Raw genomic sequence first — 24918 nt, forward strand, 5'->3', positions numbered from 1 at the left:
TCCCCGCGCCCCTGGGTAGGTTGCAGCCCACCTTTTCAGGGGCGCGGGGAACTGCGCGACCAGCCACGATGCACCCGCAGCCGCCCAAGCACCTGACGCAGCACTTCATCAGGCGCTACGGCCGTACCGTCCGCGGCCCCGCCACCTCCGCCCCCAACTCCCCCACCCTCCGCCGCAGTTCCCGGTCCGCGGTCACGACCAGCACCGGCCGCTCACCGGCCCCCGCCACCAGCTCCACCATGTGGTCGTCCCCGCTCCCCGGTGCCGACTCCACCCGCACTCCCGGCACCGAGGACACCCCCCGAGCCGCCCCCTCCACCACCAGCACGATCTCCACCGGCCCGTCCCGCCCCGGCACCCCCTCCGCCGCCAGCCGGTCCCGCAGCCGCTCCGCGGCCCCCCGTCGGTCCCGCCACCACCCGTCCGGCACCGAGCCGACGACGTTCGCGGCGTCCACGATCACCAGCTGCGCGTCACTCATGCCCCCAGCGTCCCACGCCCGGCCCACCCGAAGTCGGCACCGGCCGCCCGATTAGAGTGGCCCCGTGTCAATGGTCCGTACAGTGAACGGCAACTGGCTCATCCGCGCCCGCGACGGCCGGCTCGGCGTCTACACGGTCCGCGACGACGGAGTGTGGTGCCGGGCGGAGCGCCGGCCGGGCGGCGACACCTGGCTGCCCTGGCGCAAGGTCGGCGGCGACCAGCGCCTGCACCCCGGACTCGCCGTCGGCCAGGGCGTCGACGGCTACGCACACCTCGTCTCCTGGCGCCCCACCAAGGCCGCGGAGTCGGGCCTCGTCCACTCCACCCACTTCCGCGTCCACCTCGCCCCCCTCGACTGGGCCGCGATCGGCCACCCCGACAGGGCGGGCGCGCGCACCGGCCTGCCCGCCGTGGCCGTGGACGCGGAGGGCCGGGCCCATGTCTTCGCCCGCAACCGCGGGAACGGCGTGCACGCCCTCGTACAGAAGGAGCGCGGCGGCTGGAGCGCCTGGGCGGACCTCACGGGTTCCGACGTCCATGAGCAACTGGTCGCGGTGACGGGGGAGTCGGGCCGGGTGGAGCTGTACGGCACCGCCCCCACCGGCATCCTGCGCTGGCTCCAGCAGGAGGCCGGCGCGCCTCCCGTGCCGGACGACCCGCTGCCGGTCCGCGTCGAGCCGGGCACCCTGAGCGCGCTGCCCACCTCCAAGGAGCACACCACGCTGTTCTTCGCGGACCCGGAGGGCATGCTCCACGCCTGGCGGCCGGCTATCGAGCCCGTCCCCCTGCTCGCCGCGGCCGGCCCCGGCCCGGTCGCCCTGCTGCGCTGCACGCTGGAGGGCCACGACTGCACGCTCCTCGCCCAGCGTTCGGCCTCCGGCCGCGTCGCCTTCGCGGCCTGTCCGACGGAGCAGGAGTCGGCGGGCCTGTGGTGGACCGAGTCCGGGCCGCAGCTGCCGGTGGACACGGCCGTGGCCCTCACCGAGGACGCGGACCGCCGTATCGTCGCCGCCACGCTCACCCCCGACGGCGATCTGCGGATCGCCCGGCAGAAGGACGAGCCGGGCCTGGCGCTGGCGGCCTGGCAGGAGGTCTGACGGCCCTGCCGGGGACCCGGGAACGCCGGTCCCAGGGCCGTCCGGGCACTGCCGGGACCCGGGACGCGAAAGGGGCCCCCGCCGAAGCGGAGGCCCCCTTCACGGCCGTACGAAAGGCGCTTACGCCGGAACCGACGCCAGGCCCGGAGCCAGGAACTTCTTGCCGTTCACGCGCTCGGAGACACCCTCGCGGTCCAGGTACGGCGTGATGCCGCCCAGGTGGAAGGGCCAGCCGGCGCCCGTGATCAGGCAGAGGTCGATGTCCTGGGCCTCGGCGACGACACCCTCGTCGAGCATGAGCCCGATCTCCTGGGCGACGGCGTCCAGGACGCGCTCGCGGACCTGCTCCTCGGACAGGACGACATCGCCCTGCTTGAGAAGCGCGGCGACCTCGGGGTCCAGCTCCGGCTTGCCGGAGTCGTAGACGTAGAAGCCGCGCTTGCCCGCCTTGACGACGGCCGCGAGGTTCGGGGAGACCGTGAAGCGGTCCGGGAAGGCCCGGTTGAGGGTCTCCGAGACGTGCAGACCGATCGCGGGGCCGACCAGCTCCAGGAGGACCAGCGGGGACATCGGCAGGCCGAGCGGCTCCACCGCCTTCTCCGCGACGGCCACCGGGGTGCCCTCGTCGATGACGTTCTGGATCTCGCCCATGAAGCGGGTGAGGATGCGGTTCACGACGAACGCCGGGGCGTCCTTCACGAGTACCGCGGTCTTCTTCAGCTTCTTGGCCACCGCGAAGGCGGTCGCCAGCGAGGCGTCGTCCGTCTGCTCGCCGCGGACGATCTCCAGGAGCGGGAGGATCGCGACCGGGTTGAAGAAGTGGAAGCCCACGACCCGCTCGGGATTCTTGAGCTTCGACGCCATCTCCGTGACGGAGAGGGAGGAGGTGTTGGTGGCGAGGATCGCGTGCGCCGGGGCGACCGCCTCGACCTCCGCGAACACCGTCTGCTTGACGCCGATCTCCTCGAACACGGCCTCGATGATGAAGTCCGCGTCGGAGAAGCCCTCGGCCTTGTCCAGCACACCGGTGACCAGGGCCTTGAGGCGGTTGGCCTTGTCCTGGTTGATACGGCCCTTGCCGAGCAGCTTCTCGATCTCGGCGTGGACGTAGCCCACACCCTTGTCGACGCGCTCCTGGTCGATGTCGGTCAGCACGACCGGCACCTCCAGGCGGCGCAGGAAGAGCAGCGCGAGCTGGGAGGCCATCAGACCGGCGCCGACGACACCGACCTTGGTGACCGGGCGGGCCAGGTTCTTGTCCGGGGCGCCCGCGGGACGCTTGCCGCGCTTCTGCACCAGGTTGAACGCGTAGATGCCGGAGCGCAGTTCGCCACCCATGATCAGGTCGGCGAGGGCCTGGTCCTCGGCGTCGTAGCCCTGCTGGAGGTCGCCGTTCTTGGCGGCCTCGATGATGTCCAGGGCGCGGTAGGCGGCCGGAGCGGCCCCGTGCACCTTGGAGTCGGCGATGAAGCGGCCCTTGGCGACGGCCTGGTCCCAGGCCTCACCGCGGTCGATCACCGGGCGCTCGACGACGATCTCGCCCTTGAGGACGGCCGCCGTCCACAGCAGGGACTGCTCCAGGAAGTCCGCGCCCTCGAACAGCGCGTCGGCGATGCCCAGTTCGTAGACCTGCGCGCCCCCCAGCTGCTTGTTCTGGTTGAGGGAGTTCTCGATGATCACCGAGACGGCCTTCTCGGCGCCGATCAGGTTCGGCAGCAGGGTGCAGCCGCCCCAGCCGGGGACCAGACCGAGGAAGACCTCGGGGAGCGAGAAGGCGGGCAGGGCCGCGGAGACCGTGCGGTAGGTGCAGTGCAGACCGACCTCGACACCGCCGCCCATGGCCGCGCCGTTGTAGTACGCGAAGGTCGGCACCGCGATGCCCGCGAGTCGCTTGAAGACCTCGTGGCCGCCCTTGCCGATGGCCAGCGCGTCCTTGTGCTCCTTGAGCAGCTCGACGCCCTTGAGGTCGGCGCCGACGGCGAAGATGAACGGCTTGCCGGTGATGCCGACACCGACGATCTCGCCGGCCGCGGCCTCCTTCTCGACCTGGTCGATGGCGGTGTTCAGGTTCGCCAGCGAGGCCGGGCCGAAGGTGGTCGGCTTGGTGTGGTCGAAGCCGTTGTCCAGCGTGATGAGCGCGAAGCGCCCCGCGTTGAACGGCAGGTCGAGGTGGCGTACGTGCGCGGACGTCACGACCTCGTCGGGGAACAGCTCGGCCGCGCCCTTGAGGAGTTCGGTGGTGCTCACTTGTCGCCTCCGGCGTCCTTGTGGTGCGGGTTCTCCCAGATGACCGTGGCGCCCATGCCGAAGCCGACGCACATGGTGGTCAGGCCGTAGCGGACCTCGGGCTGCTCCTCGAACTGGCGGGCCAGCTGCGTCATCAGACGCACACCCGAGGAGGCCAGCGGGTGACCGAAGGCGATGGCGCCGCCGTACTGGTTGACGCGCTCGTCGTCGTCCGCGATGCCGTAGTGGTCGAGGAAGGCCAGGACCTGGACGGCGAAGGCCTCGTTGATCTCGAACAGACCGATGTCGGAGATCGACAGACCCGCCTGCGCGAGGGCCTTCTCGGTGGCCGGGATCGGGCCGTAGCCCATGACCTCCGGCTCGACACCCGCGAAGGAGTACGCGACCAGGCGCATCTTCACCGGCAGGTCGTTCTCGCGGGCGAACTCCTCGGAGGCGATCAGCGAGGCGGTGGCGCCGTCGTTCAGACCGGCCGCGTTACCGGCGGTGACCCGGCCGTGGACGCGGAACGGGGTCTTGAGGCCGGAGAGGTTCTCCAGGGTCGTGCCCGGGCGCATCGGCTCGTCGGCGGTGACCAGGCCCCAGCCCGTCTCACCGGCCTCCGGGTTGGTGCGGCGCACCGAGATCGGGACCAGGTCGGCCTGGATCTTGCCGTTGGCGTACGCCTTGGCGGCCTTCTCCTGGGAGCGCACGGCGTACTCGTCGGCGCGCTGCTTGGTGATCTGCGGGTAGCGGTCGTGCAGGTTCTCGGCGGTCATGCCCATGAACAGGGCGGACTCGTCGACCAGCTTCTCGCTCACGAACCGCGGGTTCGGGTCCACGCCCTCACCCATGGGGTGACGGCCCATGTGCTCGACACCACCGGCGATGGCGATGTCGTAGGCACCGAAGGCGACCGAACCGGCGACCGTGGTCACGGCGGTCAGCGCGCCCGCGCACATGCGGTCGATGGAGTAACCGGGCACCGACTGCGGCAGCCCGGCGAGGATGCCCGCGGTGCGGCCGATGGTCAGGCCCTGGTCACCGATCTGCGTGGTCGCGGCGATGGCGACCTCGTCGATCTTCTTCGGGTCGAGACCGGGGTTGCGGCGCAGCAGCTCCCGGATCGCCTTCACGACGAGGTCATCGGCCCGGGTCTCGTGGTAGATACCCTTCGGGCCCGCCTTGCCGAACGGGGTGCGGACGCCGTCGACGAAGACGACGTCCCTGACGGTACGAGGCACGATGGCTCTCCTCCAGATGCGGGATCTGCACTGCTGCGACCGCGCTGAGCGCGCGCTCAGTCCCATGCTACTTATGAGTAACGTTGCTGCCCACCCCTGGAGGCCGGAGCGGCGAAGGTCACACCGCGGGAGGCGCCGTCGATCCCCTCGGCGTCAGCACCGGAGTGGGCACGGGGTGCGATCCGGGTCCCTCCCCGGTGATCACCCCGAACAGCGTACGGGCCGCCTCCGCCCCGAATCCGTGCACGTCATGGCTCATCGCGGACAAGGTCGGATGCGTGAGCCGGCACAGCTGGGAGTCGTCCCAGGCGAGCAGCGAGACGTCGTGCGGCACGCTCAGGCCCATCTCCGCCGCGACCGACAGACCGGCGACGGCCATGATGTCGTTGTCGTAGACGATCGCCGTCGGCCGGTCCGGCGGGGCGGCGGTCAGCAGGGACCGCGTGGCCCGCGCCCCGGCCTCGCCCGAGTAGTCGGTGGTGACCTGCCAGGCCCCGGCGAGCTCCAGCGTCCGCGCCGCCTTGTCGAAGGCGGCCGTGCGCGTGGCCGTGTGCCCGAGCGCCGCCGCGCCGCCCACCCGGGCGATCCGCCGGTGCCCGAGCGCCGCGAGATACCGCACGGCCTCCGTCACGGCGGTCGCGTCGTCGGTCCACACGGAGGTCAGCGCCCCGGTGAACGACGGATGCCCCACGGCCACCACCGGCATCCCCAGCCGCTCGACGGCGGCGACCCGCGGATCGTCCGCCCGGAAGTCCACCAGGATCGAGCCGCCGATCTGCCGCCCGCGCCACCACGACTCCTGAAGCCCGACCTCCTCCTCCACGGTCCGCACGAGCCGCAGCAGCAGCGAGCAGTTCCGCTCGATCAGCACGCTCTCCACACCCGACACGAACTCCATGTAGAACGGTTCGAGTCCCAGCAGCCGGGCCGGCCGGCACACCGCGAGCCCCACCACGTCCACCCGGGACCCGGCGAGCGTCCGCGCGGTGAGGTTCGGCGCCCAGCCCAGCTCCCGCGCGGCCCGGAAGATCCGGTCCCGGGTCGCCTCCGACAGCCCCGGCTTGTGGTTGAAGGCGAGCGACACGGCCCCCTTGGACACCCCGGCGCGCGCGGCGACGTCCTTGATGGTGACGCGGGGGGTCGTCATGAACCGGGCTCCAGGCAGTACAGGGCGGACCGGGCGGCGTCCGGATCGGGAGTCTCCCACCCGCTGACCCCGATGGTCACCCGTTCCCCGGGCAACAGCGTCACCAGCCCCCGATCGGCCCGGGCCGCCGGATCCAGCCGGTCGGCCTGCAACAGCAGATCCCGTACGAGGGTGTGGGCCGTCACGGTCACGGAACCCGGCGCCACCGTCACCTCGAACTCGGGGCGGGGATAGGGGATTTCACGATCGGGTGAGGGGAAGCGCAGGGCCCGCAGCCCGTCCGCGTCGGCCACCAGGAACTCCTTCGGACCGGCGGGCTCCAGCTCGTCCGGCACCGGCACCTCGGCCACGGCCCGGCGTCCCGCCCGGAACTCCAGGCCCGCCTCGCCGATCACCGCCCCCTCGACCGACATCCGCCGCAGCCGCAGGACACCCGCCCACTCCTCGCCCGCCTGGTTGGCCACGGCCACCACCCGCTCGCGGACCGTCAGCAGCCGGTCCGCGTACAGCCGCCGCAACTCGTGGTACAGCGGCTTCTCTCGCCCGTCCCCGTCCACCGCCGACCAACTCGTCACCGGCCAGCAGTCGTTGAACTGCCACACCACCGTCCCCGCACACACCGGCCAGTGCGACCGCCAGTGCTCGATCCCGGCCGCCACCGCCCGCGCCTGGTTGACCTGCGTGAGGTAGTGCCAGCGGTCGAAGTCCCCCTCGGGGAAAGCGAAATGCCGCTCCAGTCCCCGCCGCAGCTTGCCGTTCCCGTCGTCGGCCTTCTGGTGGTGCAGCATGCCGGGGGAGTCCGCCGCGAGCTCCTCCCCGGCCAGCGCCCGCGCGAGCGTGGCGTACGCGGGCGGTGCCTGCCACCCGAACTCGGCCACGAATCGCGGCACTTCACCGCGGTACTCGGTGTAGTCGAGCCGGTTCCAGACCTCCCACGAGTGATGCGTCCCGTGCGCCGGATCGTTCGGGTGGTGCTCCCAGGACCCGGACCAGGGACTGCCCGCCGTGTACGGCCGCGTCGGATCCAGCTCGGCCACCACCCGCGGCAACAGGCCCAGGTAGTACCCCTCCCCCCAGGAGTCCCCGGCGAGCCGCGCCTCCCACCCCCAGTCCCGGAACCCCCACAGGTTCTCGTTGTTGCCGTTCCACAGCACCAGTGAGGGATGCGGCATCAGCCGTACGACGTTCTCCCGGGCCTCCGCCTCCACCTCACCCCTGAGCGGCTGCTCCTCCGGATAGGCCGCGCAGGCGAACGGGAAGTCCTGCCACACCAGCAGCCCCAGCTCGTCGCAGGCGTCGTAGAAGTCCTCGCTCTCGTAGATCCCGCCGCCCCAGACCCGCACCAGGTCCACCCCGGCGCCCGCCGCCTGCCGCAGCCGCTCCCGGTACCGCTCACGGGTGATCCGGGAGGGGAACACGTCGTCCGGGATCCAGTTCACGCCGCGCGCGAAGATCCGCTCGCCGTTGACCACCAGACAGAACCCGGTGCCGTGCTCGTCGGCCGACCGGTCCAGCTCGACGGTCCGGAAGCCGACCCTGCGCCGCCACACGTCCAGGGGGCGGTCCTCGTGCAGCAGAGTCAACACGACGTCGTAAAGCGGCTGTTCACCGTAGCCTCGCGGCCACCACAGGCGCGCCTGCGGGACTTCGAGCCGTACCACCCCCGAGGCCTTGTCGATCGCCGCGCGCGCCCGCACCCCGTCCACCACGGCCTCCACGGTCAGCGGCGCCTCGACCCGGGCGCGCTCCACCTCGACCGCCAACTCCACCACGCCCACGCCCTGTTCGACGCTCACCAGCGGCCGCACCCGGGCGATCCTCGCCGTGGACCACCGCTCGATCCGCACCGGCCGCCAGATCCCGGCCGTCACCAGCGTGGGCCCCCAGTCCCAGCCGAACGAGCAGGCCATCTTGCGGAGGTACTGATACGGCTCGGCATACGCGGCCGGCCGCTCGCCCAGCTTCCCGCGCACCGCCTCGGCCTCGGCGTAGGCGGAGACGAACCGCACGCTCAGCCGACCGGACATGCCGGTCACGTCGAAGCGGTACGAGCGGTGCATGTTCCTTGTCCGGCCCAGGAGTTGGCCGTCCAACCGGATCTCGGCCGCGGTGTCCAGACCGTCGAGGACGAGGTCGGTCTGCTCATGCCCGTTCGAGGGCGCCAGCTCCCTCTCGTAGGTCCACTCCCGCCGCCCCACCCACGCGACCTCGGTCTCGCCCAGGCCGAGGAAGGGATCTGGGATCACCCCGGCCGCGAGCAGATCGGTGTGCACACAGCCCGGCACCACGGCCGGCAGCTCCTCGCCCTCGTGCCGCAGGATCCAGCCCTCGGTGAGCGGTGTGGCCTGAAGCATGAACACACTCCCTAAACCGATCAAGTCCTGTCCTGCGGACGCATTTCGGCACCGCTGCCATCCTTGGCGAGATAGGGACTGTACCGGTTAAGAAAACGTTGTCAGAGTACCGAACCAGCCAACCCGCTCGTGCTCGTCCGTCCCTTGAACGGAGCTGATGCACATGAACCGCCGTACAGCCGTGTCCCTGGCCGTGGCCGCGAGTGCCGCCCTGCTGCTCCCGGGCTGCACCGGCACCGGAGGATCCTCGAAGGGCGCCGACGCCAAGGCTCCTGACGACCCGTCGAAGGTCACCGGAACCATCAAGGTGCTCACCGTCCGCACCGACCTCGTGCAGGACGGCACCCTCAAGAAGTACGCCGCCGAGTGCAACAGGACCTACCCGAAGGTCAAGGTCGAGTTCGAGGGCCTCACCAACTACGAGGCCGAGGTCAAGATCCGGATGAACACCGAGAACTACGGTGACGTCCTGCTGATCCCCGCGGTCATCAAGAAGGCCGACTACCCGAGGTTCTTCGCCTCGCTGGGCACACAGGCCGAGCGTGCGAAGAAGTACCGCTTCACCGACTACACCACGGTCGACGGCAAGGTCTACGGACAGAGCCCGGTCGGCGTGGCCCCCGGGTTCGTCTACAACAAGCGGATCTGGAAGGAGGCCGGGGTCACCGCATGGCCCACCACCCCGGCCGAGTTCATCGCCGACCTCAAGGCCATCAAGGCGAAGACCGACGCGATCCCGTACTACACCAACTTCGCGGCCGGCTGGACGCTCACCTCCTGGACGTACGTCGACGGCGCCGTCAGCTGCGACCCGCAGGCCACCACCGAGCTCGCCGAGGGCGACCCGTGGGCGAAGGGCGCCGACCTGCGCGTCGGCGACACCCTGCTCCACGACATCGTCCAGCAGGGCCTGGTCGAGAAGGACCCGACGACCAGCAACTGGGAGGAGTCCAAGCCCCGTACCGCCAAGGGCGAGATCGCCACCCAGTGGCTCGGCACCTGGGCGATCGTGCAGTTCCAGGACGCCGCCAGGAAGGCCGGGGCCGACCCCGACGACATCGGCTTCATGCCCTTCCCGGCGCAGACGGACGGAAAGTTCTGCGCGACCGTGGCGCCGGGCTACAACCAGGCCGTCAACGTGCACTCCCGGTACAAGGAGGCCGCCCGCGCCTGGATCGACTGGTTCACCGACAAGTCCGGCTACGTCGAGGACAACCTCGCCATCTCCCCGCTCAAGGACGCCCCGATGCCCCAGGTGCTCAAGCCGTACGAGGACCAGGGCGTGAGGCTCATCGAGGTGGACGACGCCCAGGGTGCCCGGGTCAAGCAGCTCGACAGCGACTCGGAGGTCGGCATCTACGCCCCCGAGTACCGCCAGAACCTCGTCGACCTCGCCCGCGGCGCCCGCAAGGGCAGCCTCGACGGCTTCCTCGGCGACCTCAGCAAGCGCTGGACGGACGCCCAGAAGAAGCTGGGGTCCTGATGACGAACACCACCGAGAAGGCGGCCGTGGAGGTGAGCACGGCCGCCCCCGTCCCGGCGCCCGCCTCGCGCCGGACCCGTGCGTGGCGGGGCGTCACGCCCTGGCTGTTCCTGATCGCCCCGCTCGCCCTGCTGATCACGTTCACGTACGCGCCGATCGCCAACATGCTGGCGTACAGCTTCACCGACTGGGACGGCGTCAGCCCCGTGCTGCACTGGACGGGCGTCGAGAACTACCAGGAGGTCTTCACCCGCCCGGATCTCTTCGAGGTCTTCTGGGTCAGCGGCTACTACCTGGCCGCGTCCGCGATCCAGATCGCGCTGGCCCTCTACTTCGCGACCGTCCTGAGCTTCGACGTCCGCTTCCGGAACTTCTTCAAGGGCGTGCTCTTCTTCCCGTACCTGATCAACGGGGTCGCGATCGGCTTCGTGTTCCTCTACTTCTTCCAGGACGGCGGCACCCTCGACTCGGTGCTGAGCCTGTTCGGGGTGCACACCGACCACGCCTGGCTCGGCACCCCGGCCTCCGCGAACACCTCGCTGGCCGCCGTCTCGGTCTGGCGCTACCTGGGCCTGAACTTCGTGCTCTTCCTGGGCGCCATCCAGTCGATCCCGGGAGAGCTCTACGAGGCCGCCGAGCTGGACGGCGCGAACCGCTGGCAGCAGTTCCGCCACATCATCGCGCCCGGCATCAAGCCGGTTCTGACCCTGACGGTGATCCTGTCGATCTCCGGTTCACTGTCGGTCTTCGAGATCCCGTACATCATGACCGGCGGGGCGACCGGCACCGAGACCTTCGTGATCCAGACGGTGAACCTGGCGTTCCGCTTCAACAAGACGGGCCTGGCCTCGGCGGCCGCCCTCGTCCTCCTGCTGATCATCCTGCTGGTGACCTGGGTGCAGCGGCGCCTGGTCCCCGACGACAAGGTGGACCTCGTATGACGCGCCGTGGGATCGCCCGCACCCTGGTCCACCTGTCGCTGATCGCCGCGACCCTGATCGTGCTGCTCCCGCTCCTCGTCGTCCTCCTGACCTCCCTCAAGTCGGAGAAGGAGATGGCGAACACGAGCGGCGCGCTGGAACTCCCGCACGACCTGCTGAACTTCCACAACTACGCGGCGGCGTTCCGGGACGGCGAGATGCTCTCCGCCTTCACCAACACCACGATCATCCTGCTGGTCTCGGTCACCGGCACGGTCCTGATCGGCTCGATGACGGCCTACGCGATCGACCGCTTCACCTTCCGCTTCAAGAAGCTGGTGGTGGCGCTCTTCCTCACGGCGGCCCTGGTCCCCGGTGTGACGACCCAGGTGGCCACCTTCCAGATCGTCAACAGCTTCGGCATGTTCGACACCCTCTGGGCGCCGATCGCCCTCTACATGGGCACCGACATCGTCTCGATCTACATCTTCCTGCAGTTCGTCCGCTCGATCCCGATCTCCCTGGACGAATCGGCCCGCCTGGACGGTGCCAACGCCTTCACGATCTACCGCAAGATCATCTTCCCGCTGCTGAAGCCCGCGATCGCGACCGTGGTGATCGTGAAGGGCATCACCGTCTACAACGACTTCTACATCCCCTTCCTCTACATGCCCTCGGAAGATCTTGGCGTGATCTCGACGTCCCTGTTCCGCTTCAAGGGCCCCTACGCAGCCCACTGGGAGGTCATCTCGGCAGGAGCGGTACTGGTGATCCTGCCGACCCTGATCGTCTTCCTGAGCTTGCAGCGCTTCATCTACAACGGCTTCATGAGAGGCGCGACCAGGTAAGTGCTTTTAGGGGCGCGGGGAACTGCGCGAGCAACCACGACGCACCCGCAGCCGCCGCACGTCGAAGGACCCCTACGGCGGCTACGCGGACAACGCGGCGACAAGAACCGGCGTGACCTGCTCAACCTGCCAGGCCCGAGCCCCCAAACCGGCCAGCGCCGCCCCCACGGACTCCGCACTGACGACACTCGGCGGCTCCCAGCAGACCCGCCGCACGGTGTCCGGGCTGATCAGGTTCTCCTGAGGCATGTTCAGCGACTCGGCCAACGCCGAAACCGCCGCCCGCGCCGCGGACAACCGAGCCGCCGCCGCGGGATCCTTGTCGGCCCAGGCGCGCGGGGGCGGAGGCCCCGTCACCGGCTGCCCCGGCTGCGGCAACTGCGTCTCCGCAAGGGCCCTGGCCCGGTCGACGGCGGCCTGCCACTGCTCCAGCTGCCGCCGCCCCGTCCGATGCCCGAACCCGTTCAACGCGGCGAGCGCGTGCACGTTCACCGGAAGCGCGAGCGCCGCCTCGACGATCGCCGCGTCGGACAGCACCTTGCCGGGTGACACGTCCCGCCGCTGGGCGATCCGGTCCCGCGCCTCCCACAGCTCCTTGACGACGGCCAGCTGCCGACGCCGCCGTACCTTGTGCATGCCGGAGGTGCGACGCCAGGGATCCTTGCGGGGTTCGGCCGGCGGAGCCGAGGCGATCGCGTCGAACTCCTGAAGCGCCCACTCCAGCTTCCCCTGCCGGTCGAGCTCCTTCTCCAGCGCGTCCCGCAGATCGACGAGCAGTTCCACGTCGAGGGCGGCGTACCGCAGCCACGGCTCGGGCAGCGGGCGGGTCGACCAGTCGACGGCCGAGTGGCCCTTCTCCAGGACGAAGCCCAGGACGCCCTCGACCATCGCGCCGAGCCCCACCCGGGGGAACCCGGCGATCCGCCCGGCCAGCTCGGTGTCGAAGAGCCGGGTGGGGATCATGCCTATCTCGCGGAGACAGGGGAGATCCTGTGTGGCGGCGTGCAGCACCCACTCGACGCCGGAGAGCGCCTCGCCGAGCCCGGACAGATCGGGACAGGCCACGGGGTCGATCAGCGCGGTCCCCGCACCCGCGCGGCGCAGCTGGACGAGATAGGCGCGCTGGCCGTAGCGGTAGCCGGACGCCCGCTCGGCGTCGACGGCGACGGGCCCGGTACCCGCGGCGAACGCGGCGATCACCTCGGCGAGCGCGGCCTCGTCGGCGATCACGGGCGGAATGCCCTCGCGCGGCTCCAGCAGAGGGATCGGCGCCTCCGCGCCAGAAGATCCACCATCGTCCGGAGGGCCGCCTCCGGTGGTTCGCAGTGAAACGTCTGCTGCGGTCTCTTGGGCGTCGGTCACATGTCAAGGGTATCCGTGTATGGACAGCGCCTGCCGACGGAACGTTCCGACGGCAGGCGCCTGAGGGTCGTAAACCAGTCAGCCCGGTGAAAGCTCTGGTTCACGTCCGTGAACAGTGAGGCCCGGACGAGCCCCTGGGGACGAGGCTCGGGGGAACCTCAGTGGATGATGCCGGTGCGCAGGGCCACCGCCACCATGCCGGCGCGGTCACCCGTGCCGAGCTTGCGGGCGATCCGGGCGAGGTGGCTCTTGACGGTCAGTGCGGACAGGCCCATCGAGACGCCGATGGCCTTGTTCGACTGGCCTTCGGCCACCAGCCGCAGCACCTCGACCTCGCGGCCGGAGAGCTCGCGGTAGCCGCCCGGGTGGCTCGGGGCACCCGGGGGGCGGCGGTGCATACGGGCGGCGGCGGCGCCGATGGGGGCGGCGCCCGGTCGGGTGGGGAGCCCGAGGTTGGTGCGGGTGCCGGTGACGACGTAGCCCTTGACGCCGCCCGCGAGGGCGTTGCGCACGGCGCCGATGTCGTCGGCCGCGGAGAGGGCGAGGCCGTTGGGCCAGCCCGCGGCGCGGGTCTCGGACAGCAGCGTCAGGCCGGAGCCGTCGGGGAGGTGGACGTCGGCGACGCAGATGTCTCTGGGGCTGCCGATACGGGGACGGGCCTCCGCCACCGACGAGGCCTCGATGACATCGCGCACACCGAGCGCCCAGAGGTGACGGGTGACGGTGGAGCGGACACGCGGGTCGGCCACGACCACCATGGCGGTGGGCTTGTTCGGGCGGTAGGCGACCAGGCTTGCGGGCTGCTCGAGGAGAACGGACACCGGGCCTCCTGGGGTGCGGGACGGCTTGGAAGGTCACAGACGTCTTCGGCACCGAACCCGGCGTCCTTTAGAGAATGATCACGATCTAGTGAGTAACAATTCGTGCAATTCGGACGTGCGATCGATCGTTCGGTGAGCACATCGAGTCGTTCGATGACTCACTCCTGACTGAAAGTGGCCGTATCGACAAATTGATGCGCCATGTGGGTGGACGGTTCCGCTGGTGGGCAGGGGGTCAGCGCGCCTGGGGGTCGCGGCGCTGTGGCAACGTCACCACCGACGCGTCACCCGGACCGGCCGGCGGCAGTCCTGCGACCTGGGCCAGCAGATCGCACCAGGACGTCAGGTGCGCTGAAGCGTCCGGCACCCCGCCCAGGCCCTCACGGGGCGTCCAGGAGGCACGGATCTCGATCTGCGAGGCCGCGGGGCGCTCGGACAGCCCGCCGAAGTAGTGCGAGCTCGCGCGCGTGACGGTGCCGCTCGGTTCGCCGTACGACAGTCCGCGCGCCCCGAGCGCCCCGGTCAGCCAGGACCAGCACACCTCGGGCAGCAGCGGGTCGGCCGCCATCTCCGGCTCCAGCTCCGCGCGCACCAGCGTCACCAGCCGGAAGGTGCCCCGCCAGGCGTCGTGCCCGTCAGGGTCGTGCAGCAGCACCAGACGCCCGTCGGCGAGGTCCTGGTCGCCGTCGACGACGGTGGCCTCCAACGCGTACGCGTAGGGGGCGAGCCGCTGCGGAGCCCGGGTCGGCTCGATCTCGATCTGCGGCCTGAGCCGACTGCCGCGCAGGGCCTGAACCGCGGCCTGGAAAGCCGGCGGAGCCGCACCGCTCCCATCCCGGTCCCCTTCCTTCGCGTCGTCCATCCCACCAGCGCCGTCCGACAGTCGTCCCTGAGCCGCAGCCATGCCGGAAGGTTAAAGGGAAGGGGGCCGTGGTGCCGCCCTAGACACCCGGACTTGGCCCCATGCCCACACAGACACCGCGCACCGGGCACTCACCGCACCGTGCGAGACTTTCCGACGTGAGTGCACACGAGACGCCGCCGTCGGCCACGTACGAATCCGCCTTCCTCAAGGCCTGCCGGCGCGAACCCGTGCCGCACACCCCGGTCTGGTTCATGCGGCAGGCCGGACGCTCGCTGCCGGAGTACCGCAAGGTCCGCGAGGGCATCCCGATGCTGGAGTCCTGCACGCGGCCCGAGCTGGTCGCCGAGATCACCCTCCAGCCGGTGCGCCGGCACCACGTGGACGCGGCGATCTACTACAGCGACATCGTCGTCCCGCTCAAGGCCATCGGCATCGACCTCGACATCAAGCCCGGCGTCGGCCCGGTCGTCGAGCGCCCGATCCGCACCCGCGCCGACCTGGCCCAGCTGCGCGACCTCACCCCCGAGGACGTCTCCTACGTCACCGAGGCCATCGGCCTGCTGACCCGCGAGCTCGGCCCGACCCCCCTCATCGGTTTCGCCGGCGCACCTTTCACCCTCGCGAGTTACCTCGTCGAGGGCGGCCCGTCCCGCACGTACGAGAACGCCAAGTCGATGATGTACGGCGACCCCGAGCTCTGGACCGACCTGCTCGACCGCCTCGCCGAGATCACCGCCGCCTTCCTGAAGGTCCAGATCGAGGCCGGCGCCTCCGCGGTCCAGCTCTTCGACTCCTGGGCCGGCGCCCTCGCCCCCGCCGACTACCGCCGCTCGGTGCTGCCCGCGTCCGCGAAGGTCTTCAAGGCGGTCGAGGGCTACGGCGTCCCCCGCATCCACTTCGGCGTCGGCACCGGCGAGCTGCTGAGCCTCCTGGGCGAGGCCGGCGCGGACGTCGTCGGCGTCGACTGGCGGGTGCCGCTCGACGAGGCCGCCCGCCGCGTCGGCCCCGGCAAGGCGCTCCAGGGCAACCTCGACCCGACGGTCCTGTTCGCCTCCACGGCGGCCGTCGAAGCCAAGACCCGCGAGGTCCTCGACTCCGCCGCGGGCCTGGAGGGCCACGTCTTCAACCTCGGCCACGGCGTCATGCCGTCCACCGACCCGGATGCGCTCACCCGTCTCGTCGAGTACGTCCACACGCAGACCGCCCGATAGGACGCACCGCGTTCTTCGAGCCCGCCGGGACCCTCACCAGGTGTGCCGGGGCCGTGCCTTCCTGCCGAACAGCAGGCCGCGCGGTTCCGGCGGCGGGGGAGTGCCGGCCTTGAGCGGCCAGGCGAGCAGCATCCCGGCGAGGAAGCCCACCACGTGCGCCGCGTACGCCACCGTGCCCGCGGCGGACACGCCCTCGCCGGACGAGTACACCGCCTGGAGCACGAACCAGAAGCCCAGCACCAGCCAGGCCGGCAGTCGCAGCGGCAGGAAGACCAGGAAGGGCACCAGGACCCACACCCTGGCCTTCGGATACAGCACCAGATAGGCGCCCAGGACCCCGGCGATGGCCCCCGAGGCGCCGATCAGCGGGTCGCTGGAGTCGGCGTTGAGGAGCGCGAAGCCGTAGGACGCCGCGTAGCCGCAGACGACGTAGAAGAGCGCGAAGCGGACGTGTCCCATGCGGTCCTCGACGTTGTTGCCGAAGATCAGCAGGAACAGCATGTTGCCCAGCAGGTGCAGCCAGCCGCCGTGCAGGAACATCGCCGTCAGGACCGACAGCGCCGGGGACTTGTCGTAGTCCGGCGGGGCCACCACACAGCCCGTCGCGCCCTGCGCGTTGGTGCCGACGTCGCCCGTCGGGACGAGCTTCGGCATCTGATGGTGGATCAACTCCTGCGGGACGGCCGCCCAGTGCTCCAGGAACGCCTGGAGATGGCACAGCTGCGACACGCTGCTGTCGCCCGCCACGGAACCGGCCAGACCGGGCGTGAACAGGAACACGAGGACGTTCGCGGCGATGAGCGCGTACGTCACCACGGGGGTGCGGCGCACGGGGTTCACGTCATGGACGGGGATGACCACAAGGAAGTAGTGCCCCCGATACGTCCGCCGAATCGGTGGCACCTCGGTGAACACCCGCACGCACGCGTGCGTATGACTCCTCAACCGCCCGTGGCACGGGGAAGGCGGGCCGCGGGGACTACGTGAGGAACAGGCGATGAACGACCGTATTACTCCTGCGATGCACGCTCTTCCCGACGGTGAGGCCGAACTGTCCCTGGTGGTGCGGCTGCCGTGGGAGGACGTGGCCAGGCTCGGTCAGGAGGCCGGGCGGCTGGCGTCCCAGATGCAGCGTCCGGTGACGCTCGACGAGGCGGTGAGCAACCGGCTCAGGACCACCCGGCCGGCCGCCCACGCGAAGCCCGCGGGGGAGCAGCCGGCCGCGATGCCCAGCACCGCCAGCGCCTCCGTCTCGGCGCTGCCGCCCCGGCCGCCCGCGGACCAGGCCCGGCAGGCCATCGAGCGGATCAACGGGACGGCCTAGCCGCCCAGGTCCTCAGGAGGCCCGCACCTTCGCGGCGGCCTTCCTGGCCGCCACCAGCACCGGGTCCCACACCGGGCTGAACGGCGGCGCGTACCCCAGGTCCAGGGCCGTCATCCGCTCCACCGTCATCCCCGCCGTCAGGGCCACCGCGGCGATGTCGACCCGCTTGCCCGCGCCCTCCCTCCCGACGATCTGCACGCCGAGCAGCCGCCCCGTGCGGCGCTCGGCGAGCATCTTGACCGTCATGGGGGAGGCGCCCGGGTAGTAACCGGCCCGGCTGGTGGACTCGATCGTGACCGACACGAACTGGAGCCCCACCCGACGGGCGTCCTTCTCGCGCAGCCCGGTCCGCGCGATCTCCAGGTCGCAGACCTTGCTGACGGCGGTGCCGACGACACCGGGGAAGGTCGCGTAACCGCCGCCCACGTTCATGCCGATGATCTGGCCGTGCTTGTTGGCGTGGGTGCCGAGCGCGATGTGCCGCTCCTGCCCGGAGACCAGGTCGAGGACCTCCACGCAGTCGCCGCCCGCCCAGATGTCCTCGTGGCCGCGCACCCGCATCCCGAGGTCGGTCAGCAGACCGCCGTGGTCGCCCAGCGGCAGCCCGGCCGCCTTCGCGAGCGCCGTCTCGGGACGTACGCCGATGCCGAGCACCACCACGTCCGCCGGGTACTCGGCGTCGTCGGTCACCACGGCCCGCACCCGGCCGTCCTCGCCCGTGAGCACCTTGGTCACCTCGGCGTCGTCGACCATGGTGATGCCGAGGCCCTCCATCGCCCGGTGCACCAGCCGGCCCATGTCGGGGTCGAGCGTGGACATGGGCTCACTGCCCCGGTTGACGACCGTCACCTCGTAGCCGCGCTTGATCAGGGCCTCGGCCATCTCCACGCCGATGTACCCGGCGCCGACGACCACCGCCCTGCGGCCACGCGTGCGTGCCAGCGTGTCGATGAGCGCCTGGCCGTCGTCAAGGGTCTGCACGCCGTGCACGCCAGCCGCGTCGACCCCCGGCATGTCGGGCCGGATCGGCCGGGCACCGGTCGCGATCACGAGTTTGTCGTACGACGTCCAGGACTCGTCCCCCGATTCGAGGTCACGCGCGCGTACCCGCCGGCGGTCCACGTCGATCCCGGTGACCTCGGTGCGCAGGCGCAGGTCGATGCCGCGGTCCCGGTGCTCCTCGGGCGTACGGGCGATCAGGTGGTCCCGCTCCTCGACGTCCCCGCCCACCCAGTACGGGATGCCGCACGCCGAGTAGGAGGTGAAGTGGCCGCGCTCGAACGCCACGATCTCCAACTCGTCGGGGCCCCTCATCCGCCGGGCCTGCGACGCCGCGGACATCCCCGCGGCGTCACCCCCGATCACGACCAGACGTTCCCTCGTGTCCCGCGTACGGCTCATGTTCATGCGAACACGCTACGAGGACGGGGCATTTCACGACCGGGGAGCCCCGCCCTCGGCTCTGCGGAGCCTCCCGGTTCCTCCATACGTCCCGGTTCGTGGGCGCGCCCGGCTTCCTGCGGTGTCGGCCGCACCCGCCTCGCGCGTCAGTCCTCCTCGCCGCGCTCCTGCGGGCGGTCCGGGTCGGGGACCGGGCGTGCCACGGGCAGGGGGCCCAGGGCTGTCGCGGCGCCGGCCGGGGCGGGGCGGTGGGGGAGTCGGGGGCGGATCAGGCGCAGCCACACGAGCACGATCAGTGCGAGCCCCGCCAGGAACGGCAGCACCGCCGCCAGCGCCATCACGATCCAGCGCAGCATGGTCACGAACGCGTCCCAGCCGCCCGTCAGCGCGTCGGCGACGCCCGGGTCGTCGTCCTTCGCCGCCTTCACGACCGGCTTCTCGGACAGGGACAGGGTGATGGTGGCCAGCGTGGTGCGGTCCTTCAGGGACGCCTGGCGGGCGAGCAGCGACTCCAGGTCGGCCTCGCGACTGCTGAGTTCGCCCTCCAGGGTGACCACGTCGCTCAGCTTGGTCGCCTTGTCCATCAGCTCACGGATCCGCGCCACGCTCGCGCGCTGGGACGCGATGCGGCTGTTCACGTCGACGACCTGGTCGGTGACGTCCTGCGCGTTCGCGGTGCGCTCCAGCAGCTTGCCCGCGCCCTCCAGGTCGGCGAGGACCTCCTCGTACTTCTCCACGGGCACCCGCAGCACCACCCGCGTCCGCTCGTGGCCCTCCTCGTCGCGGTTGGTGGTCTCCTTGCCGACGAACCCGCCCGCGTTCTCGGTCGTGGTCCGGGCCGCGTCGAGCGCCTTCGGCACGTCCTTGACCTGGACGGTCAGCGTGGCGGTGCGGATGATGTGGTTCGCGGTGATCTTCGGCGCGGAATCGGCCTGCTTGCCGCCGGCCGAGGCCTGGGCACCGGCCCCGCCCTCCACCTGGGACTGCGGCGCGTCGGCCCGTTCGTCGCTGGCGGTGTCGGCCCCGCTGTCACTGGCCCCGCTGCACCCGGCCAGGGCCAGCGCACCCACCAGCAGCAGCCCCGCCAGGGCACGGCCGCGGCGTACGGAGCTTCGTGAACGGCGTGAACGTGGTGTGCGCATGGGCGTCCCCCCGAGGGTGTGGAACAGCTGACGGTCCTTCGACGCCGCGGCGGGCGCGAACGTTGGACCCCGCCGGTCCCGATGCGGTCACGGTCAGGACTCGTGAAGGACACCGGGCCGCCGACGGGCTGTCAGTGGGGTCTGAGAGGCTGGGGCCATGAGCGGATCACAGGTGGTCGTCGTCGGCGCCGGCATCGCGGGACTGGCCGCGGCCCACCGGCTGCTGGAGCGCGGCGCGCGCGTCACCGTGCTGGAGGCGTCGGACCGGGTGGGCGGCAAGCTGCTGCCCGGCGAGATCGCGGGCGCCCGGGTGGACCTCGGCGCCGAGTCGATGCTGGCCCGCAGGCCGGAAGCGGTCGCCCTCGCGCGCGAGGTGGGCCTCGGGGAGCGCCTCCAGCCGCCGGCCACCGCGACCGCCTCGATCTGGACCCGCGGCGCCCTGCGCCCCATGCCCAAGGGCCATGTCATGGGCGTCCCCGGCACCGCCGAGGCCCTGGCCGGCGTGCTGTCCGAGGAGGGCCTGGCCCGCATCGAGCAGGACGCGCACCTGCCCCGCACCGAGGTCGGCGACGACGTGGCCGTGGGGGAGTACGTGGCGGCCCGCCTGGGCCGCGAGGTCGTCGACCGCCTCGTCGAGCCCCTCCTGGGCGGGGTCTACGCGGGCGACGCGTACCGCATCTCGATGCGCTCGGCGGTCCCGCAGCTCTTCCAGGTCGCCAAGACCCACACCTCGCTCACCGAGGGCGTCCGCGAGATCCAGGCGAGGATGGCGGCCGGCCAGCAGACCGGCCCGGTGTTCATGGGCATCGAGGGCGGTGTGGGCACCCTCCCGCTCGCCGTCGCCGACGCGGTCCGCGCGCGGGGCGGCGAGATCGTCACCGGCGCCCCGGTGACCGAGCTGCGCCGCGAGGCGTCCGGCGGCTGGAAGGTCGTCGCCCGGGACCGCGTCCTGCGCGCCGACGCCGTGATCGTCGCGGCCCCCGCCCCGGCCGCCGCGGCCGTCCTGCGCGCCGAGGCCCCCGAGGCCGCCGGCGAGCTCGCAGGCGTCGAGTACGCCTCCATGGCCCTGGTCACCCTCGCCTACCGCCGCTCCGGGACCGCCCTGCCCGCCGGCAGCGGCTTCCTCGTCCCGCCGGTCGACGGCCGCACCATCAAGGCGTCCACCTTCGCCTCCCAGAAGTGGGGCTGGATCGCCGACGAGAACCCCGACCTCGTGGTCCTGCGCACCTCCGTCGGCCGCTACGGCGAGACGGCGATCCTGGAGCGCGACGACACCGATCTGGTGGACCTCTCCCGCCATGACCTGCGCGAGGCGACCGGCCTGGACGCCACCCCCCTGGAGACCCGCGTCACCCGCTGGACCGACGGCCTGCCCCAGTACCCGGTCGGGCACCACACGCGCGTGGCCCGCATCCGGGAGCACCTCGCCAAGCTGCCGGGGCTCGCGGTGTGCGGCGCGCAGTACGACGGCGTCGGCATCCCCGGCTGCATCGCTAGCGCGCACGCCGCCGTGGACCAGATCGAGGGCGACCTGACCGCCGTACGCGAGCTGACGGCCAACCCGGTGCAGAGTCTCCACGGCGGAGCGGGAGAATGAGAGCCATGAGCAACGACGCCCCCACCCCCGAGTCCGGCAGGGTCCCGAACAAGGGCAAGCTGGCCAAGGACCTCAACGAGGTCATCCGCTACACGCTCTGGTCCGTCTTCAAGCTGAAGGACGTGCTCCCCGAGGACCGCACCGGCTACGCCGACGAGGTCCAGGAGCTCTTCGACCAGCTCGCCGCCAAGGACGTCACGATCCGCGGCACCTACGACGTGTCCGGGCTGCGCGCCGACGCCGACGTCATGATCTGGTGGCACGCGGAGACCAGCGACCAGCTCCAGGAGGCGTACAACCTCTTCCGCCGCACCCGGCTGGGCCGCGCCCTGGAGCCAGTCTGGTCGAACATGGCGCTGCACCGCCCCGCCGAGTTCAACCGCTCCCACATCCCGGCGTTCCTCGCCGACGAGAACCCCCGCGACTACGTCAGCGTGTACCCGTTCGTGCGGTCGTACGACTGGTACCTGCTGCCCGACGAGGACCGCCGGCGCATGCTCGCCGACCACGGCAAGATGGCCCGCGGCTACCCCGACGTGCGGGCCAACACCGTCGCCTCCTTCTCGCTGGGTGACTACGAGTGGATCCTGGCCTTCGAGGCCGACGAGCTGTACCGCATCGTCGACCTCATGCGCCACCTGCGCGCCTCGGAGGCCCGGATGCACGTCCGCGAGGAGGTCCCGTTCTACACGGGCCGCCGCAAGGACCTCGGCGACCTCGTGGCGGGCCTGGCCTGATCAGCGACCGGGTGCGGCGGCCGCCGTGTCATCGGAGGCCGCTTTCCCCTCGGCTCGAGCCTTCCCTTCGGAGCTCGCCTTTCCTTCAGCGGCCGTCGTCCCCTCGGCGCGAGCCTTCCCTTCGGCGGCCCCCGTCCGGGAGGCCACCCGCGGCTTCGGTTCCGGGTGCGGGGCGCACGCGGCGCGCCGCACCGGGAGGCGGCCCTCCAGCAGGTAGGCGTCCAGGTAGCCGTTGACGCAGGGGTTCGGGCCGCCCGCGATGCCGTGCGTGCCCGCGTCCCGCTCGGTCACCAGCACCGACCCCGACAGCCGCCGGTGCAGCTCCAGCGCCCCCTCATAGGGCGCGGCGGCATCCCGCTCGGCGGCGAGGATCAGCGTCGCCGGCACCTCCCCGGGCCCGGTCCGCACGTCCAACGGCTCCTGCCGGGCCATGGGCCAGTAGGCGCAGGGGAGATTCATCCACACGTTGTCCCACGTCTCGAACGGCGCGACCCGGGCCAGCCGGGTGTTGTCCCGGTCCCACACCTTCCAGTCCGTCGGCCAGGACGCGTCGTTGCACTCGACGGCCGTGTAGACGGCGTTGGAGTTCTCCGCCTCCTTCGCCGCCTCCTGATGCGGCCCCGCCTGCTGGATGAGCGGATTCGGGTCGCCCTTGAGGTACGCCGACAGCGCCTGCGCCCGGTGCGGCCAGAAGTCGTCGTAGTACCCGACCGACAGAAACGCCCCCTGAAGCTGCCCCGGCCCGACCTTCCCCCCGGCCGGCTCCGCGGCCAGCCGGGCCGCCGCCTTCTCGTAACTGCGCAGCACCTTCTGGGCGGTGTCGCCGAGCCCGTACACGTCGTCGTGCCGGGCGGCCCACTCCCGGAAGTCCGCCCACCGGTCCTCGAACGCGGCCGACTGGTCCAGGTTGTTGCGGTACCAGACCTGTTCCGGGTCCGGGTTCACCGCCGCGTCGAACACCATCCGCCGCACGTGCGAGGGGAAGAGCGTCGCGTACAGGGCACCGAAGTAGGTCCCGTACGACGCCCCCATGAACGTCAGCCGCGGCTCGCCCAGCGCGGCCCGCAGGACGTCCAGGTCGCGGGCGTTGTTGAGCGAGGTGTAGTGCCGCAGCGCCGCGCCCGTCCGCCGGGCGCACCCGCGCGCGTAGGCCTTCGCCTGCGCGACCCGCTCCCTCTTGTACGACGCCGAGGGGTGCGTCGGTGCCTGCGTGGGCGCGTGGAAGAACTGCTTGGGGTCCTTGCAGGACAGCGGCGCCGAACGGCCCACTCCGCGCGGGGCGTAGCCGACGAGGTCGTAGGCGGCCGCGAGCCCCTTCCACTCGGGAAGGGCGCCGATCAGCGGGAAGTACATGCCGGAGGCGCCGGGGCCGCCGGGGTTGTAGACCAGGGCGCCCTGCCGGGGCACCCGGCGCTTGCTGTTGTGCGGATCCCTGTGGGTGGCGCGGACCCGGCTGACGGTCAGCTTGATCTGCTTGCCGTCGGGGTGCGCGTAGTCGAGCGGGACCGACACCGTGCCGCACTGGACGTCGTCGGGGAGGTCCTCCACCTCGGGGCAGGCGCCGAAGCGGATCCCGGCCGTCCCGGCGCGCGCGGCGGCGAGCGCGGTTCCGTGCGACTCCGCGACGCCCGGGGCGGCCGGAGCGCCCCCGGCCGGAGCGGCGGCGAGCGTGGTGAGGAGCAAGGACCCGGCGGCCGTGTAGAGGGCGGGAGCTCTCATCGGTATCCCTTCGGTGCGCGGCTGCGACAAAAGGGATGTTTGGTTCGGGTGGGTGGGAAGGCAAGCACCGCCCCGCCGGTGTCGGCCCCAATGCCTCCGTGCGCCCCCGGACGCGCTCAGTCCCGCGGGTCCGTGTCCCACCCGTCACGCCGCTGCTCACGGTGGGCGAAGGCCGCGCGCAGATCGGGTTCGCCGACCGCGCTGATGCCGCGCACCGCGACGGAGGTGAGATACGTCCGCTCGTCCGTGCCGCCGCTGTGCCGGGTCAGGGCGCCGAGCAGCCGCTGGCCGGCCGGGGAGGCCCAGCGCGAGTACGGGTGGACCTCCATCCGTGCGATGGCCAGGCAGCTCAGGTCGAGTGCGAGCGGCAGGGCGAACCAGAGGGCGACCAGGTGCCGAGGCATCTCCGAGGGGGCGGGCGCCAGCAGGGCGATCGCGCCCAGCGCGACGACGGCCACCGAGGCCAACTGCACCTGGCGGACCGCTGCCGCGATGCCGGACCGGGCGCCGGCGGGCACGGCGAGGCCCGCGTCCACGAGCCGGTCGCCGAGACCGCGCACCGCGTCCGCCGAGGCCGCGTCGGCGCGCACCGGCGCGATCCGGGACTGACCCTCGGGTCCGATGGCGCCGATGACCGTGCGCTCCATCTCGTCCCGCCCCCGCGGATCGACGACGGTCGCCCAACCGGTGCGGGCCAGCAGCAGCCGTCGCTGCCGGGCCATGGAGACGAGCGTCAGATCGGCGACCCGCCGGGGACCGCCGGACAGGAACGCGGCCTCGTACAGCGTCAGATCGTGTGCCCGGGCATCCGCGTCCGCGGCCGCCGCGTGAACGGCGGCCAGGCACAGCCGCGTGCACGCGGTGCCGGTGGCGGCCCAGGCCAGCAGCAGAAGAAGAACCCAGAACATGCCGCGTTTCTATGCCAAAGGCTCGCGAC

At 71.6% G+C, this 24918-nt stretch carries 21 protein-coding genes; 8 read left to right on the forward strand and 13 right to left on the reverse strand.

All coding sequences use genetic code 11. The annotated features are described in order from the left end of the window. Window positions 1-115 precede the first annotated feature (115 nt). Window positions 116-481, reverse strand: a complete 366-nt coding sequence (locus ACFULQ_RS21980; protein WP_383546407.1) for an NTP pyrophosphohydrolase — start codon at window positions 479-481, stop codon at window positions 116-118. Window positions 482-551: 70 nt separating this feature from the next. Here ACFULQ_RS21980 and ACFULQ_RS21985 point away from each other — a divergent pair, with 70 nt between their 5' ends. Further along, on the forward strand, window positions 552-1580 hold the full coding sequence (locus ACFULQ_RS21985; protein WP_383546508.1) for a hypothetical protein: 1029 nt from the start codon (window positions 552-554) through the stop codon (window positions 1578-1580). A gap of 120 nt (window positions 1581-1700) precedes the next feature. Here ACFULQ_RS21985 and ACFULQ_RS21990 read toward each other — a convergent pair whose 3' ends face one another. The 4 genes from ACFULQ_RS21990 to ACFULQ_RS22005 form a co-directional block, all read right to left on the reverse strand. Then, window positions 1701-3827 (reverse strand): 3-hydroxyacyl-CoA dehydrogenase NAD-binding domain-containing protein, encoded by a 2127-nt coding sequence (locus ACFULQ_RS21990; protein WP_383546409.1) that lies wholly within the window; start codon window positions 3825-3827, stop codon window positions 1701-1703. Continuing rightward, window positions 3824-5050, reverse strand: coding sequence for a thiolase family protein (locus ACFULQ_RS21995; protein ID WP_383546410.1), 1227 nt, complete (start codon window positions 5048-5050; stop codon window positions 3824-3826). Before ACFULQ_RS21995 ends, ACFULQ_RS21990 begins: the two co-directional genes overlap by 4 nt. Window positions 5051-5168: 118 nt before the next feature. After that, the gene (locus ACFULQ_RS22000) at window positions 5169-6197 is read right to left on the reverse strand and encodes a LacI family DNA-binding transcriptional regulator (RefSeq protein ID WP_383546412.1); all 1029 of its coding nucleotides are present in this window, start codon (window positions 6195-6197) and stop codon (window positions 5169-5171) included. After that, a complete protein-coding gene (locus ACFULQ_RS22005) occupies window positions 6194-8551 on the reverse strand; it encodes a glycoside hydrolase family 2 protein (protein WP_383546414.1) in 2358 nt (785 codons plus the stop codon). Before ACFULQ_RS22005 ends, ACFULQ_RS22000 begins: the two co-directional genes overlap by 4 nt. 163 nt (window positions 8552-8714) lie before the next feature. On the opposite strand from ACFULQ_RS22005, the gene ACFULQ_RS22010 reads away from it, so the two are divergent. From ACFULQ_RS22010 to ACFULQ_RS22020, 3 genes are read left to right on the forward strand one after another with little or no spacing between them, the layout of a single operon-like run. After that, complete coding sequence (locus tag ACFULQ_RS22010; RefSeq protein WP_383546416.1) at window positions 8715-10034, forward strand: ABC transporter substrate-binding protein; 1320 nt, start codon at window positions 8715-8717, stop codon at window positions 10032-10034. Continuing rightward, the gene (locus ACFULQ_RS22015; protein WP_383546418.1) at window positions 10034-10975 is read left to right on the forward strand and encodes a carbohydrate ABC transporter permease; all 942 of its coding nucleotides are present in this window, start codon (window positions 10034-10036) and stop codon (window positions 10973-10975) included. The genes ACFULQ_RS22010 and ACFULQ_RS22015 overlap by 1 nt, the downstream gene beginning before the upstream one ends. Then, complete coding sequence (locus tag ACFULQ_RS22020) at window positions 10972-11802, forward strand: carbohydrate ABC transporter permease (RefSeq protein WP_383546420.1); 831 nt, start codon at window positions 10972-10974, stop codon at window positions 11800-11802. The genes ACFULQ_RS22015 and ACFULQ_RS22020 overlap by 4 nt, the downstream gene beginning before the upstream one ends. An 81-nt stretch (window positions 11803-11883) precedes the next feature. Here the strand turns inward: ACFULQ_RS22020 and ACFULQ_RS22025 are convergent, their stop codons facing one another. From ACFULQ_RS22025 to ACFULQ_RS22035, 3 genes are all read right to left on the reverse strand, one after another. Beyond that, window positions 11884-13164, reverse strand: a complete 1281-nt coding sequence (locus ACFULQ_RS22025; protein WP_383546422.1) for an HRDC domain-containing protein — start codon at window positions 13162-13164, stop codon at window positions 11884-11886. Window positions 13165-13322: 158 nt separating this feature from the next. Continuing rightward, window positions 13323-13985 carry a response regulator transcription factor gene (locus ACFULQ_RS22030; protein ID WP_007385400.1) on the reverse strand — a complete coding sequence of 221 codons (663 nt, stop codon included), beginning with the start codon at window positions 13983-13985 and terminating at the stop codon, window positions 13323-13325. A gap of 235 nt (window positions 13986-14220) precedes the next feature. Continuing rightward, window positions 14221-14889 carry a DUF3000 domain-containing protein gene (locus ACFULQ_RS22035; protein WP_383546424.1) on the reverse strand — a complete coding sequence of 223 codons (669 nt, stop codon included), beginning with the start codon at window positions 14887-14889 and terminating at the stop codon, window positions 14221-14223. A gap of 116 nt (window positions 14890-15005) precedes the next feature. Between ACFULQ_RS22035 and hemE the strand changes: the two genes are divergently transcribed. Beyond that, entirely contained in the window at window positions 15006-16061 is a 1056-nt protein-coding gene (hemE, locus tag ACFULQ_RS22040) for a uroporphyrinogen decarboxylase (protein WP_383546426.1), read from the forward strand. 33 nt (window positions 16062-16094) lie between these two features. Here hemE and ACFULQ_RS22045 read toward each other — a convergent pair whose 3' ends face one another. After that, window positions 16095-16922, reverse strand: a complete 828-nt coding sequence (locus ACFULQ_RS22045) for a rhomboid family intramembrane serine protease (protein WP_383546510.1) — start codon at window positions 16920-16922, stop codon at window positions 16095-16097. A 136-nt stretch (window positions 16923-17058) separates the two neighbouring features. On the opposite strand from ACFULQ_RS22045, the gene ACFULQ_RS22050 reads away from it, so the two are divergent. Beyond that, entirely contained in the window at window positions 17059-17385 is a 327-nt protein-coding gene (locus ACFULQ_RS22050) for a hypothetical protein (RefSeq protein WP_383546428.1), read from the forward strand. A gap of 12 nt (window positions 17386-17397) precedes the next feature. Here ACFULQ_RS22050 and ACFULQ_RS22055 read toward each other — a convergent pair whose 3' ends face one another. Further along, window positions 17398-18792 (reverse strand): FAD-dependent oxidoreductase, encoded by a 1395-nt coding sequence (locus tag ACFULQ_RS22055; RefSeq protein ID WP_383546430.1) that lies wholly within the window; start codon window positions 18790-18792, stop codon window positions 17398-17400. Between the two features lie 140 nt (window positions 18793-18932). Further along, the gene (locus ACFULQ_RS22060) at window positions 18933-19928 is read right to left on the reverse strand and encodes a DUF4349 domain-containing protein (protein ID WP_383546431.1); all 996 of its coding nucleotides are present in this window, start codon (window positions 19926-19928) and stop codon (window positions 18933-18935) included. Between the two features lie 157 nt (window positions 19929-20085). On the opposite strand from ACFULQ_RS22060, the gene hemG reads away from it, so the two are divergent. Together hemG and hemQ are read left to right on the forward strand one after the other, a co-directional pair. Further along, a complete protein-coding gene (gene hemG, locus ACFULQ_RS22065; protein ID WP_383546433.1) occupies window positions 20086-21525 on the forward strand; it encodes a protoporphyrinogen oxidase in 1440 nt (479 codons plus the stop codon). 5 nt (window positions 21526-21530) lie between these two features. Beyond that, on the forward strand, window positions 21531-22262 hold the full coding sequence (gene hemQ / locus ACFULQ_RS22070; RefSeq protein WP_020133767.1) for a hydrogen peroxide-dependent heme synthase: 732 nt from the start codon (window positions 21531-21533) through the stop codon (window positions 22260-22262). Here the strand turns inward: hemQ and ACFULQ_RS22075 are convergent, their stop codons facing one another. Beyond that, window positions 22263-23981, reverse strand: a complete 1719-nt coding sequence (locus ACFULQ_RS22075; protein ID WP_383546436.1) for an alpha/beta hydrolase — start codon at window positions 23979-23981, stop codon at window positions 22263-22265. 116 nt (window positions 23982-24097) lie between these two features. After that, window positions 24098-24889 (reverse strand): TIGR04222 domain-containing membrane protein, encoded by a 792-nt coding sequence (locus ACFULQ_RS22080; protein ID WP_383546438.1) that lies wholly within the window; start codon window positions 24887-24889, stop codon window positions 24098-24100. Window positions 24890-24918: the final 29 nt, after the last annotated feature.

The sequence above is a fragment of the Streptomyces sp. NPDC057253 genome, from assembly GCF_042669125.1.
GTDB lineage: Bacteria > Actinomycetota > Actinomycetes > Streptomycetales > Streptomycetaceae > Streptomyces.

Bases quoted from the DNA above. Each gene is read 5' to 3' on its own strand.
- ACFULQ_RS21980 (WP_383546407.1), bottom strand. From the start codon at position 481: ATGAGTGACGCGCAGCTGGTGATCGTGGACGCCGCGAACGTCGTCGGC.
- ACFULQ_RS21985 (WP_383546508.1), top strand. From the start codon at position 552: ATGGTCCGTACAGTGAACGGCAACTGGCTCATCCGCGCCCGCGACGGC.
- ACFULQ_RS22000 (WP_383546412.1), bottom strand. From the start codon at position 6,197: ATGACGACCCCCCGCGTCACCATCAAGGACGTCGCCGCGCGCGCCGGG.
- ACFULQ_RS22005 (WP_383546414.1), bottom strand. From the start codon at position 8,551: ATGCTTCAGGCCACACCGCTCACCGAGGGCTGGATCCTGCGGCACGAG.
- ACFULQ_RS22010 (WP_383546416.1), top strand. From the start codon at position 8,715: ATGAACCGCCGTACAGCCGTGTCCCTGGCCGTGGCCGCGAGTGCCGCC.
- ACFULQ_RS22015 (WP_383546418.1), top strand. From the start codon at position 10,034: ATGACGAACACCACCGAGAAGGCGGCCGTGGAGGTGAGCACGGCCGCC.
- ACFULQ_RS22020 (WP_383546420.1), top strand. From the start codon at position 10,972: ATGACGCGCCGTGGGATCGCCCGCACCCTGGTCCACCTGTCGCTGATC.
- ACFULQ_RS22035 (WP_383546424.1), bottom strand. From the start codon at position 14,889: ATGGCTGCGGCTCAGGGACGACTGTCGGACGGCGCTGGTGGGATGGAC.
- ACFULQ_RS22050 (WP_383546428.1), top strand. From the start codon at position 17,059: ATGAACGACCGTATTACTCCTGCGATGCACGCTCTTCCCGACGGTGAG.
- ACFULQ_RS22055 (WP_383546430.1), bottom strand. From the start codon at position 18,792: ATGAACATGAGCCGTACGCGGGACACGAGGGAACGTCTGGTCGTGATC.
- ACFULQ_RS22060 (WP_383546431.1), bottom strand. From the start codon at position 19,928: ATGCGCACACCACGTTCACGCCGTTCACGAAGCTCCGTACGCCGCGGC.
- hemG (WP_383546433.1), top strand. From the start codon at position 20,086: ATGAGCGGATCACAGGTGGTCGTCGTCGGCGCCGGCATCGCGGGACTG.
- hemQ (WP_020133767.1), top strand. From the start codon at position 21,531: ATGAGCAACGACGCCCCCACCCCCGAGTCCGGCAGGGTCCCGAACAAG.
- ACFULQ_RS22075 (WP_383546436.1), bottom strand. From the start codon at position 23,981: ATGAGAGCTCCCGCCCTCTACACGGCCGCCGGGTCCTTGCTCCTCACC.
- ACFULQ_RS22080 (WP_383546438.1), bottom strand. From the start codon at position 24,889: ATGTTCTGGGTTCTTCTTCTGCTGCTGGCCTGGGCCGCCACCGGCACC.